The 13,182-nt window shown below is 42.3% G+C and carries 12 protein-coding genes and 1 tRNA gene; 9 read left to right on the forward strand and 4 right to left on the reverse strand.

Annotated elements, in window-relative coordinates:
* The first annotated feature begins 27 nt into the window (after positions 1 to 27).
* From IPZ60_RS10850 to IPZ60_RS10890, 9 genes are all read left to right on the forward strand, one after another.
* Positions 28 to 1,662, forward strand: a complete 1,635-nt coding sequence (locus IPZ60_RS10850) for a CTP synthase (RefSeq protein WP_194197802.1) — start codon at positions 28 to 30, stop codon at positions 1,660 to 1,662.
* Positions 1,663 to 2,021: 359 nt separating this feature from the next.
* Positions 2,022 to 2,897 (forward strand): 3-deoxy-8-phosphooctulonate synthase, encoded by an 876-nt coding sequence (gene kdsA, locus IPZ60_RS10855; protein WP_194197803.1) that lies wholly within the window; start codon positions 2,022 to 2,024, stop codon positions 2,895 to 2,897.
* Positions 2,898 to 2,936: 39 nt separating this feature from the next.
* Positions 2,937 to 3,191, forward strand: a complete 255-nt coding sequence (locus IPZ60_RS10860; RefSeq protein ID WP_194197804.1) for a hypothetical protein — start codon at positions 2,937 to 2,939, stop codon at positions 3,189 to 3,191.
* Between the two features lie 104 nt (positions 3,192 to 3,295).
* Complete coding sequence (locus IPZ60_RS10865; RefSeq protein ID WP_194197805.1) at positions 3,296 to 3,520, forward strand: heavy-metal-associated domain-containing protein; 225 nt, start codon at positions 3,296 to 3,298, stop codon at positions 3,518 to 3,520.
* Between the two features lie 226 nt (positions 3,521 to 3,746).
* Complete coding sequence (locus tag IPZ60_RS10870) at positions 3,747 to 6,107, forward strand: cation-translocating P-type ATPase (RefSeq protein WP_194197806.1); 2,361 nt, start codon at positions 3,747 to 3,749, stop codon at positions 6,105 to 6,107.
* Between the two features lie 321 nt (positions 6,108 to 6,428).
* On the forward strand, positions 6,429 to 7,745 hold the full coding sequence (gene eno / locus IPZ60_RS10875; protein WP_194197807.1) for a phosphopyruvate hydratase: 1,317 nt from the start codon (positions 6,429 to 6,431) through the stop codon (positions 7,743 to 7,745).
* A gap of 125 nt (positions 7,746 to 7,870) precedes the next feature.
* Entirely contained in the window at positions 7,871 to 8,179 is a 309-nt protein-coding gene (locus IPZ60_RS10880; RefSeq protein WP_194197808.1) for a septum formation initiator family protein, read from the forward strand.
* Positions 8,180 to 8,330: 151 nt separating this feature from the next.
* Entirely contained in the window at positions 8,331 to 9,080 is a 750-nt protein-coding gene (ispD, locus tag IPZ60_RS10885) for a 2-C-methyl-D-erythritol 4-phosphate cytidylyltransferase (protein WP_194197809.1), read from the forward strand.
* Positions 9,081 to 9,472: 392 nt separating this feature from the next.
* Positions 9,473 to 10,096 (forward strand): BLUF domain-containing protein, encoded by a 624-nt coding sequence (locus tag IPZ60_RS10890; RefSeq protein WP_194197810.1) that lies wholly within the window; start codon positions 9,473 to 9,475, stop codon positions 10,094 to 10,096.
* 308 nt (positions 10,097 to 10,404) lie between these two features.
* Here IPZ60_RS10890 and IPZ60_RS10895 read toward each other — a convergent pair.
* From IPZ60_RS10895 to pyrC, 4 genes are all read right to left on the reverse strand, one after another.
* A tRNA-Glu gene (locus IPZ60_RS10895) sits at positions 10,405 to 10,480 on the reverse strand.
* Positions 10,481 to 10,534: 54 nt separating this feature from the next.
* Positions 10,535 to 10,732, reverse strand: coding sequence for a hypothetical protein (locus IPZ60_RS10900; RefSeq protein ID WP_194197811.1), 198 nt, complete (start codon positions 10,730 to 10,732; stop codon positions 10,535 to 10,537).
* Positions 10,733 to 11,026: 294 nt separating this feature from the next.
* Positions 11,027 to 11,686, reverse strand: a complete 660-nt coding sequence (gene rnt / locus IPZ60_RS10905; protein ID WP_194197857.1) for a ribonuclease T — start codon at positions 11,684 to 11,686, stop codon at positions 11,027 to 11,029.
* 371 nt (positions 11,687 to 12,057) lie between these two features.
* The gene (gene pyrC / locus IPZ60_RS10910) at positions 12,058 to 13,128 is read right to left on the reverse strand and encodes a dihydroorotase (RefSeq protein WP_194197812.1); all 1,071 of its coding nucleotides are present in this window, start codon (positions 13,126 to 13,128) and stop codon (positions 12,058 to 12,060) included.
* Between the last annotated feature and the right edge of the window lie 54 nt (positions 13,129 to 13,182).

Consider the following 13,182-nt stretch of genomic DNA (forward strand, 5'->3'; position numbering starts at 1 on the left):
TTCTTTACCAATTACCGAAAGAGTACTATGACCAAGTTTATATTTGTGACCGGTGGGGTAGTGTCCTCACTAGGAAAAGGTATCACCGCAGCATCGCTTGCCGCTATCTTAGAAGCACGTGGTGTGACAGTCACGATGACCAAGATGGATCCGTACATCAATGTCGATCCAGGTACGATGAGCCCATTCCAACATGGCGAAGTTTTCGTTACTGAAGATGGCGCAGAGACAGATTTAGATTTGGGCTACTACGAGCGCTTTTTACGCCATTCAAAGATGAGTAAAAGCAATAACTTTACCAGTGGTCGTATTTACCAAAACGTCTTAAACAAAGAGCGTCGCGGTGAGTATCTCGGCGGTACAGTGCAGGTTATCCCGCACATCACTGATGAAATCAAGAGTAAAATCTTGGCCAGTGGTGAGGGTTATGACATCGCTATCATCGAGATTGGTGGTACAGTCGGCGACATCGAGTCACTGCCTTTCATGGAAGCAGTACGTCAAATGCAAGTAGAGCTTGGCCGTAATAGAGCCATGCTGATGCATTTAACGCTAGTACCTTATATTGCTAGCGCTGGTGAGACCAAAACCAAGCCTACCCAACATTCTGTAAAAGAGCTGCGTTCTATTGGTTTGCAGCCTGATATATTGATTTGTCGTTCTGAACATCATATTTCACAAGACAACCGCCGTAAGATTGCGCTATTCACTAATGTGGAAGAGCGTGCGGTTATTATGTGTGAAGATGCTCAAAGTATTTATCAAATACCGCGTACGTTACATGAGCAAGACCTTGATGACTTGATTTGTGAGCGTTTTGGTCTTGATGTACCTGAAGCAGATTTGAGCGATTGGGATAAAGTCGTTGAAGCTCAGCTTAATCCTGAGACGACTGTTACCGTAGCGATGGTTGGCAAGTATGTCGAACTGCCTGATGCGTATAAGTCTATCAATGAAGCATTACTTCATGCTGGCATCACACATAAAGCAGACGTGAAGATTGATTATATCGATGCCGAGCGCTTGGAAAGTGATGATAGTTTATTCGCGCAGTTGAATAATGCTGATGCTATCTTAGTACCAGGCGGTTTTGGAGAGCGTGGTACTAATGGCAAAATGAAAGCCATTACTTATGCACGTGAAAACAGCGTACCTTATCTAGGTATTTGCCTTGGTATGCAGCTGGCAGTGATTGAGTATGCTCGCAATGTGCTTAATATTGATGCCAACTCTTCTGAGTTTGATCGCAAGACTGCTGAGCCTATCATCGGTCTCATCACTGAGTGGTTAGATGAGCGCGGTGAGCTACAGATTCGTAGTGATGATTCAGATCTTGGTGGCACTATGCGTCTAGGCGCACAGCAAGCTGAATTAGTTGCTGGTAGCAAATTAAGCCAAATCTATGGCGCGAGCAATATTACGGAACGTCATCGTCATCGTTATGAGATGAATAACCGTTATATCGAACCACTAGAGCAAGCAGGTATGACCATATCTGGTTATTCTGCCAAGCAGCATTTGGTTGAGTCAGTTGAGATTAGCGAGCATCCATGGTTCGTTGCTGTACAGTTCCATCCTGAATTTACTAGCTCACCACGCGGTGGTCATCCACTGTTTAACAGCTTTGTAAAAGCGGCGAAAAACCATAACGAAGCTAGATAATTCAAACCCAGTCGTTATCAACGTATTCAATGTTTACATGTATAAAAAAGACTGATTTTCGAATCGGTCTTTTTTTGAGCCTATATTTTAGGATTAGGATTAGGATTAGGATTAGGATTAGGATTGGAGAGTATGGCTATGGCTAATATGACGATTGATTATAGATAATATCAAACCCAAAAAATATAATTAATCACGTTAAAAGTGCTTAGTCTACTAAATGAGGTAGTTGCCCTCATTTCCCTCACTATTCTAATTTTTAGGAATGGTATGATTACGCTTGGATACTTTTATTAATTGGGCTATCGGTTACAATATGCGATAGAACTACGGATAACAATAAAGAGGATAGTTGTTTAATGGATAATTTATTAAAAGCACAATCACATATTCAGCTTAATACGCCTAACAATAATATTATTAATATTGGTAACGATCAGCCGTTTGTATTGTTCGGCGGTATGAATGTCTTGGAATCTAAAGAGTTAGCATTTGAGATTGTTGAACAGTATATTGAGATATGCCAACGTTTGGGCATCGACTATGTCTTTAAGGCCAGCTTTGACAAGGCCAACCGTTCAAGCCTGCACTCTTATCGTGGCCCGGGTTTGGCGAAAGGCATTGACTGGCTTGGTCAAATCAAAGAGAAGTTCCAAGTTCCAATCATTACTGACGTTCATGAGCCTCATCAAGCAGCACCTGTCGCTGAAGTGGCTGACATCATCCAGTTACCTGCATTTTTGTCACGTCAGACTGATTTGGTCCATGCGATGGCGAAGACAGATGCCATTATCAATATCAAAAAAGCCCAGTTTTTAGCACCACATGAGATGCGTCATATCGTTAATAAATGCCTAGAAGGTGGCAATGACAAACTGATATTGTGCGAGCGTGGCAGTGCTTTTGGTTATAACAATTTGGTCGTCGATATGCTTGGTTTTGATACCATGAAGCAGATGGATATTCCTGTATTTTTTGATGTGACTCATAGTTTGCAACAGCCAGGCGGACGTAGTGATAGTGCAGGCGGTCGTCGCGAGCAAATTACGACGCTTGCACGTTCGGGTATGGCAGCAGGGTTGGCAGGATTATTTTTAGAAGCGCACCCAAGTCCAGAAACAGCCAAATGTGACGGTCCTTGTGCACTACGTATGAGTCAGTTAGAGCCGTTTTTATGTCAGCTTAAGCAGATTGATGATTTGGTCAAAGGTTTTGAAACGTTAGACACTCATTAGCAGTGCACGCTAATAGAGTAAGGATAGGAGGCTAATGTAATGGCGATTCAAATGGCGCAAGTCAGTATTAAAAACATTGATGATACGGTAGGACTAGATAGTGTGATGACGGCATTAAAGAACATTACGGGCGTAACAGCTATCGATTTGGATACTACTCGCCACGTTGCCACTGTGCGTTATGAAGATACCGATACGAGTATCTATGCTCTGACGGCAGCGATTAGTATGGTTGATTATGTTACTCAGCCATTTCCTATCGATGCACCACAAAACCCACATCATAGTGATTAGTCTTTGATAGCGGGTGTTATTCTTCGAATGATATCTCAGATAAGATCTGCGTATCATTCATTTGAAACAGTATTATATTAATAAATAAAAATAAGGAGTCTCATATGACAGACCAAACTCGTATTATCAAAATCGACGGCATGACTTGCGGTGGCTGCGTAGCCAGTATATATAACGCTACTGCTGATATTGATGGCCTAGATGATATCAGTATTGAGCTGATAGACAATCAAGCAACCGTTACTTTTGACGATAGTAAAACAAATATACAAGCCATTGTTTCAGCCATTGATGACGCTGGCTTTGATGTGACCGTCGCTAACTCATAAGTACCGTCCCTCATTCGAAAAAACCAGCTATTATGGCTGGTTTTTTAATGGTTGAAGAGTAGAGATATTAGATTGCTTTCTAGATGGCTATAAATAAATGGATTGATTTGAATGGATAGTAATCCTGAGTATTTTTTAATTTAGACTCATCTATCCACTGATATTTTTATGGTTCATCCAATTTTACAAACGCTATAACGAATAAATGCCATACCGAGTTTTCTTTATGAATGATATTACCCGCACCACTAATGACAAATCCTACGATGTTGAAACTGAGGTTCAGTCAAATACGTCACTTACGCCGCAGCGTGCGCATCTACAACTGGCGATTGATGGTATGACATGTCAGGCTTGTGCCTCACGAATCGAAAAGGTACTTAACAAAAAGCCATCGGTATACGATGTGAGTGTGAATTTTGCAGGTAAGACTGCCAATGTCGATTATGATCCGACTCAGACCACACCAGAGCAGGTTGCAGAATGGGTGAATAAAACTGGTTTTGTGGCTAATTTACAAGTAGGTGAGAGCTTGTTTGAAAGAACAGACAAGGTTACAGCAACTGAGTATCCTTGGCGCTTGATTGGGCTATGGGTTTGCTTAGTACCCTTTTTAGTGGGTATGGCAGGCATGCTGACGGGTTTTGGTATGGCGTGGATGCCACCGGTTTGGATACAGTTCCTCATAGCGACGATTGTGCAATTTGGACTGGCACTGCCATTTTATAAGAGTGCGTGGGCATCGATTAGAGGTGGTCTTGCCAATATGGACGTATTGGTCGTTATCGGTACGGTCACCATTTGGGCATATTCAACTTATCTTTGGCTGACACATGGCGATGGCACTCTAAATAGCTTGCTGCAAGATGCCCACATGGGTGGTTATGGTGCAGGTAATAGCCCAGCCGTGTATTTTGAAGCAGGAGTGATGGTTATTGCTTTTGTTCGTACGGGTAAGTATTTAGAAGAGCGTACCAAAAAGCACAGCCTAAACAGTATCGATTTATTACTGTCGTTGACGCCTGATGAAGTAGAGCAGCAGCAGTCAAATGGTGATTTTCATAATGTTGCACTCCAAAATGTGCAAGTTGGTGATATTCTTCGCGCTAAGCAAGGTAGCCGAGTAGCCACCGATGGCATGGTTATAGGTGGTAATGGTTGGTGTGTGGAGAGTCATTTAACTGGTGAGTCAGTACCGCTCAAAAAAGAAGAAGGCGATGGTCTACTAGCAGGCGCTCTAGTCGAAAACGGCAGCTTACTATATCGCGTCAGTGCTAAAGGTAGCGATACCAAGCTAGGTGATATGGTGCAAGCACTCAGCGATGCACAAGGCTCAAAAGCCAATTTAGCGCGTCTGGCTGATAGAGTGACAGCTATTTTTGTTCCTATTGTGGTTACTATTGCATTGGTTACTTTTGGGGTCACGTGGTGGCTGACAGGTATGGTGGATACAGCACTAATGCACGCAGTATCTGTATTGGTTATTGCCTGCCCTTGTGCGCTTGGCTTGGCCACACCCGCTGCAATTATGGCGGGTATGGGCGTTGCTGCTCGTCATGGTGTTTGGTTCAAAGACGCACAAAGCCTCGAAGCAGCGGGCGACATCGATACCGTTGTTTTGGATAAGACGGGCACATTGACTATTGGCAAACCTACTATCGTTGACCATGTCATGGTGGACAAATCGCTTGCTGTTGATGATGTCTTGCAGATTGCAGCGAGCGTTGAGGCACATGCTAGCCATCCGCTCGCCACAGCGTTGGTTAACACTGCTAAAAATCGTAATTTGCCATTAATGAGTGTTACTGATATCAGTGTGATCAAAGGCGCGGGTATACAAGCAAATATTGAAGGCCTTGGTCTTATTAAGGTTGGTACGGCAGAGTTTGCTCACTTGACGCTGCCAAAGTTTATGCCAAAAGCATGGCAAGTGGCCAGTACGGTTGCAGTTAGTATTAATGACGAACCACTAGGCGCTTTTGCTTTAGCGGATGACCTAAAAGCGGATACACCACAAGCAATTACTGCACTACAGGCTGCGGGCATTAATGTGATTTTAATGAGTGGTGACAAGCAGTCAGTCGTCGATTATGTCGCAGGGAAACTGGGTATCAAGGCTGCTTACGGCAAGATGAGCCCGAGAGATAAGGCGAGCCAAATTGCTAAATTGCAAACGGCGGGTCATAAAGTCGCTATGGCAGGTGATGGTGTCAATGATGCACCAGCGATGGCAACAGCCGATGCTAGTTTTGCTATGTTTGAAGGCACTGACGTGGCACAGCACAGTGCCTCAGCACGATTGATGGGTGAGTCATTGATGCATATCGATGCGGCACAAAAAATCGCACAAGCAACATTGCGTAATATTAAGCAAAATTTGTTTTTTGCCTTTATTTATAATTGCATTGGCATTCCACTCGCTGCTTTTGGGTTTTTAAATCCTATGATTGCAGCGGCAGCCATGGCGCTTAGTTCCATCTCAGTATTAATGAATGCACTGCGATTGACACGATTTAAGACAGAGGTGGAGCTGGATAATACAGTCTCTAACACTAATATTGACGCAGAGCGTTTGTCTAACGTATAAACATCCATTCGCTTTTTACATCGTCATGAATAAAAGGATTCGATAACGGCTGACATTGCTGCTCATATTTTATTTTATGGGCGCAAGTTGGTGTAAGATAAGGGAAGTTTGGCAAAATTTATGCTATGATGCCAAGCACTATAGCCCGCTGTCGATACGCCAAATAAACCTTTAATCGTACTTAGAATGGGCCGATTTTACAAATAGGCAAGGCTGTTTTAAGCGCACAGGCTATACGATAATTTGCTTTATATTTTTTGTATTCTAGTTGCCGTTATTTACCCCATAAACTTGGCATGACCAAAGGAATTAACAGACATTATGTACGCTGAAGAAACCAACAACGTCACCGCAATTAAAGACATTCGCGCTCGTGAGATTTTAGACTCACGCGGTAACCCAACGATTGAAGCCGATGTTATCTTGGCTGATGGTACGATTGGCCGTGCTGCTGCACCAAGTGGCGCGTCAACTGGCTCACGTGAAGCGCTTGAGCTGCGTGATGGCGACAAAGATCGCTACATGGGTAAAGGCGTGAAAAAAGCCGTTGCCAATGTGAATAGCCAAATCCGTAGCGCTTTGATGGATAAAGACGTTACAGAGCAGCAAGGCATTGATGATGCAATGATTGCGCTAGACGGTACAGAAAACAAAGACAGCCTTGGTGCCAACGCTATGCTAGCGGTGTCACTTGCCACTGCTAAAGCGGCTGCCAAATCAAAGAACTTGCCATTACACCAGTATATTGCTAATTTGCGCAATCAGACGTCGCTTACTATGCCTGTGCCAATGATGAATATTTTAAACGGTGGCGAGCATGCTGATAATACCGTTGATATCCAAGAGTTTATGATTGAGCCAGTTGGGTTTACGAGCTTCTCAGAAGCATTGCGTGCAGGTACAGAGATTTTCCACAGCTTAAAGTCTGTTCTAAAATCACAAGGCTTGAATACAGCGGTCGGTGACGAAGGCGGTTTTGCACCAAACCTACGTAGCAACGAAGAAGCCATCACTGTGATTATGCAAGCGATTGAGCAAGTCGGCTATAAAGCCGGTGAAGACATTCATCTTGCGTTAGATTGTGCAGCGAGTGAATTCTATAAAAATGGTCAGTATATCTTGGCAGGCGAAGGTAACAAATCTTTTGATAGCCAAGGTTTCTCAGACTATCTAGTTGGTTTGGCACGTCAATATCCTATTATCTCTATCGAAGATGGTCTTGATGAGTCAGATTGGGATGGTTGGAAGTACTTAACTGAGCAAATTGGTGATAAAGTGCAATTGGTTGGTGATGATTTATTCGTAACCAATCCTGCTATCTTGCAAGAAGGGATTGATAAGAAGATTGCTAACGCGATTTTGATCAAGTTCAACCAGATTGGTACGCTATCAGAAACGTTAGATGCAATTTATCTGGCGAAGAAAAATGGTTATGCGACGATTATCTCGCATCGTTCTGGCGAAACGGAAGACAGTACTATTGCAGACCTAGCAGTTGGTACTGCTGCTGGTCAGATCAAAACTGGCTCACTATGCCGCTCAGATCGCGTTGCAAAATACAATCAACTGCTTCGTATCGAACAGCAAGTACGTGCAAGCTATCGTGGCCGTGAAGAGTTCATCGGTCTACGTGGTTAATAAGTCCAAGTTAATCAGGACTTAATGTTAAAGCTGAGCATTATGTAATCATTATTATGTTTATATATTGCTTAGCTGCTTTAGCTAATTTTTACTATATCTCTGTCGTTTGGCGTTATCCTCTTATGAAATATTTTAGCCAATTTATGTTACTCGCGTTAGCCGTTGCCGTTCTTTTAGGGCTGCAATATCAGTATTGGCTAGGCGAAAATGGTCGTTTCGAGCACAACGAACTGATGACTCAGACAGAAGAGCAACAGCGTTTGAATGAAAGCCAAGTAGCAGCAAATAATTTGTTACGTACCGACGTATATGATTTAAAAAATGGTCTCGAAGCAGTAGAAGAACATGCTCGTTTAGATTTGGGTTTGATTAAACCAAACGAGACATTCGTGCAAGTATCTACGGCACCTACTACACACAGCAATTATTAATTGTTCTTAATTTTCGAAGAAATACTATCTATTAGTATCTAGAATAGATATTCGGTTTACCTCAATCTCTTTACCTCTCTTAGCACTTACCTTTCCTTAGCCATATTGTCATGGATCTTAACCATGAGAGCTGTTTGATGAGTACTATCCTATGAATACCACCCCTCATATACATGCCATGATCGTCGCTGCTGGTCGCGGTAGTCGTTTTGGTGCATCTGTTGCTAAGCAATACACTCTGTTGCAGGGACAGACATTGCTACAGCATAGTGTGGCAAGGCTCGCCTGTAGTGATTATATTGATAAGTGCTTGCTGGTCATTGCAGCAAATGACACCACCGCTCAAACGCTCGATTTTGCACTTCCTATAGATTATGCCATTGGCGGCGCTGAGCGTTGGCAATCAGTGCAGGCAGGTGTAGAGGCAATCAGTCATTCAGGTGCTGACGATTCAGACTTAGTTTTGATTCATGATGCTGCGCGTCCTGCTGTACCCAGTAATGATATTGATCAAGTGATCGAAGCGGCGATGACAGAGCTATATGGTGCTATTCTAGCAACACCTGTAGCTGATACGCTAAAAGAGTCGCATATCTATTCTACGGCTCAGTCTGAGCTTGCAAATAAGCCTATCAGTAGCAGCACATACTCTTATGCCAAACGTACTATCGACCGCAGTAACATGTGGCAAGCGCAAACCCCACAAGTATTTCGACTCGGAGAATTGAAGAGGGTATTGGCTTATGTTCGTACCCATAACCTTTCTATTACTGATGAAGCCAGTGCGTTTGAGTACTTGGATCTCCCCATTCGTTTAGTGTCTGGCAGTCGCCAAAATATAAAGCTCACTTATCCCGACGACGCCATCTTTCTTGCAGCGATTCTGAAAGCCCAATTATGATTATTCTAAAATATTTCCCATAGTCCTTTCCTATGCATTTGTGATTATTCACATCGTATCGAATACGTCTATTTAATACAGGTGTAGAGATGTAGGTATGCTTATATCTTGCATATCTCAGCTGACATCTATGAAAAAATAAAAACATAGGCTACTTCACTCATTTTGAGTCTTTCTTTATCGTGGAAAATAAACAGTATTATTAAACATATATTGCTTTGATGACCAAACTAGCCTATGATGTAACCAACTTAATACAATTAATATAAACATTTATAAAATCAATAATATACCAGACCAATTTGATGCTTTTAAAAGTCTTGTCTCTATGTTTTTTCTAAAGTTAGTATGGTTGTTTTAGCTCCATTTATCTAAAAATAGGGAGAATCGAATTGTCACAAATTAATGATTCGACAAATCCAGTTACAACCGACCTCTGCCAGCTTGTATATATCAGTCAAATCACTTCGACTGGTCTTTCAGGCCCTAGTACGCTTAATGATATTTCAGAGACTTCGATTGAGCAGAACCAAGCCGATAACGTCACAGGTATTCTTTGCTATGGCAATGGTTACTTTTTACAGTGTGTAGAAGGGTCAGAACAAGCTCTCACTAATTTAAAGAATCGATTACTAATAGATGATCGACATAAAGAACTACAAATTTTAGATTTTTCAGAAATTACCCAACGCCGCTTTACGAATTGGTCTTTACGTTCTATCACACTTGAACGTTGGATGACTAAAGAACCTGAACTGAAAAAGTTTATGCCGTTTAAGCCTTACGACTGGGATTCTAGTGAATGGCCAAAGTTTTTAGATATCCTAAAAGGGTATTATGAAGAGCAGGCAAGAACAGGCAATATGGACACGCCACCTATTAAGTACAGTACATTAGGGGTGACCTTAAGTAAGGTAGTCGGTCAGCACCAAGCGTTCTTTTTGATCCAGACCATACTTGGTGTGATGGTTGTCATGACATTGTTGTGGTTGATGTTATCAGATAAAATCTGGTAGATTATTATAAAAAATCGTATTTGATCTGAAAAGCCAGCATTTGATGTTGGCTTTTTTGTGAGTAAATTTTGATAATATCTTTAATATAAATACAGCAGTAAATCAATTCACGTATTCATAGTACACATTACGAGCTGCATTTAATTAATGGTGATAGATATTCGAAGGTTTTAAGCATTATTTTTGAGAAAGTCAAAAGGCAGGCATAAAAAAAGCCCAATCACAATGTGATTGGGCTTTTAGATGGTACGCTTGTTAGTCTTAATAGATGCTTTGCAGCAAATTTGCTAACGAGTGACGCCAAATAGTGGCGTCCCCAGGGGGATTCGAACCCCCGTTACCGCCGTGAAAGGGCGGTGTCCTAGGCCTCTAGACGATGGGGACTAGTAACACAACACCTCAGCTGCTTTCACCATTTATGCTGAAGTGGTGCGTATTCTAATAGTGTCTGCGCCTTCTGTCAAGCCTTTTTCTTCGTCTTTTTAAAATTAAATATCTTTTTTTGATTGCACGGCGAGGATGTAAGTCTTTACGCTTTAAATGATAGCGAATCCATAAAGAAGTACAGGCGCTAATAGTTAAAGCTAGCAGCATATAGCCTATGATTGTTCCCCATAATTTGAGTTGTGGATCCATGATAAAGTCCCTCCTATCAAGCCTGATAGTATGAGCAATGTCACGCTATCAGGCAGTGTGGGTAACTTAAACCATCTATAGGATACGACAACACCATTTTAAAGTGCATAATCACAGGTCGTCGACTCGTTTGTTACTTTTGAATGATTGCCATAACATGCTCAATAGTGAAACGAGTGGCTTGTCTATCATGATATCAATCATATCCCTATTGATTGCGAAATCAAGATGCCAAAGTCATCAAGTATTAAAAATAGCACTATTAGGAGAAGTGGGCAATGTAGGATATGTGGCTTATTTATTATCGCCGTCAGGCAACTCATCTGTATTTGCTTCATTGTGCATTGCATTAGCCAGCATAGGGTAATGGTTAAGAATATGACAAAACAGCTCGGCAGTCTTTTGCGTATCATATAGCGCTGAGTGAGCGTCTTTACCATCGAAATCTAGCCCTGCTGCCTTACAGGCGCGTGCTAGTACAGTCTGACCAAATGCGAGCGCTGATAGCGTCACGGTATCAAAGACTGAAAAGTTATGGAACGGATTGTGGCTCTTATTATTGGTACGTAGCACAGCTGCATTCAAAAACGCCAAGTCAAAATGGGCGTTGTGTCCGATCAATACACATTGACGGCAGTCTTCCTCACGGCGTACTTCTTTTAAACCCTTAAAAATCCGGCGTAAGGCAGTTTTTTCATCTTCAGCAATGGCTTTACGCAGTGGGTTTTTAGGATCAATCCCTGTAAAGGCGAGTGCGCTTGGCTCTAGATTTGCCCCTTCGAAAGGTTCGATATGAGCATTGAAAGCCTCCCCTGGATAAAATACACCTTGCTCATTGAGTAGCACGGGAATACAGGCAATTTCTAACAAAGCATCGGTTTGTGCATTAAAACCGGCTGTCTCTACATCAACGACGACAGGTAAAAATTTACGAAAGCGCTCTTTTAAGCGCATAGGTGTTTGCTCATCTGTCGCGGTATTTTCAGTAGCAGTATTTTCAGCGCCAGTATTTGTAGCCGTATTCAGATTATTATCTGTATGATTTGAAGAATCGTTGTCAGTATCGTTAGGCAAGGTGGCATCGTTTTGAGTGGTCATATCAGGTAAAATCGCTTTTATCAGTCGTATTGTTATATTGAATTAAAAAATAAGCATGTGATGTTATCTGTCATATCGCCTTAGGCAAAGATATGACAGGTATTATAGGATGAAATATAGAGGGCTTTATGTCAGGTATGTCATCAATTAGTTTACTTAGCACTTAGCACTTAGCACTTAGCACTCTTAAATTTTACACTCTAAATGATGAAATACCTTAGCGTGCTCTAGTCTTTAAGAGACCATGGTAGTGTTTCACCTGCCATGAGCGGGGTGAGAGAACTACCATCGAAGTAAGGATAAGCGATAGGCACCTGCATAGGCGTATTGACAAGCGTAATCGTACTCTCATTTAATGGCATGCCGTAGAACTGGGCACCAAAACGACTGGCAAAACCTTCTAGCTTGTCTATTTTACCAACGCTATCAAAAGCAGTGGCATACAATGGCAAGGCAGTCGCAGCACTATAACAACCAGCACAGCCACAAGCGGCTTCTTTTTTGTCTGTCGCGTGCGGAGCAGAATCAGTACCTAGGAAGAACTTTGGATTGCCACTAGTTGCTACGTCTAATAATACTTTTTGATGGCTTTCACGCTTTAGGATAGGTAAGCAATAAAAATGCGGTTTGATACCACCGACCAATAGATGATTGCGGTTAAACATCAAATGCTGCGGTGTAATAGTGGCGGCAACATGATTGCCTTGCGCCAGTACAAAGTCTGCGGCGTCACTGGTAGTGATATGCTCGACTACGATTTTCAAGGTAGGGAACTTTACGATAATTTGTGCCAACACTTCATCTAAAAAGCGCTTTTCACGATCGAAAATATCAATATGATCTTGAGTGACCTCACCATGTATTAATAAGGGCAAGTCGTATTTCTCTAGTGCTTCGAAGACATCGACACAAGCATTAATATTGGTGACGCCGTCAGCAGAGTTGGTGGTTGCTCCAGCAGGATAGAGCTTAACGGCCTGTACGATACCTGATTTTGCTGCCATCTCGATGTCTTGTGCAGTCGTTTTATCCGTCAGATATAAGGTCATACGGGGGTCGAACGCCGTTTTGCGCTCTGTGCTCAAATCGCTAGTTTCTAGATGCGACATGATACGCGCGCGGTAAGCACGTGCATCGTCGACATTCTTGACGGGTGGTACTAGGTTTGGCATGCAAATCACACGATTAAAGCTATTTGCGGCATGCGGTACTGTTGTACTCAATGCTGTGCTATCACGTAAGTGGATATGCCAGTCGTCTGGTTGAAGGATGGTCAATTCTCTAATCGAATCAGTCATAATGTCGTAGCGCTCTGTGTCGTCATATATGGGAATAAAACGGAGTGGTGTTAT

This window comes from Psychrobacter sp. NG25 (assembly GCF_015234355.1).
Classification (GTDB): Bacteria; Pseudomonadota; Gammaproteobacteria; order Pseudomonadales; family Moraxellaceae; genus Psychrobacter.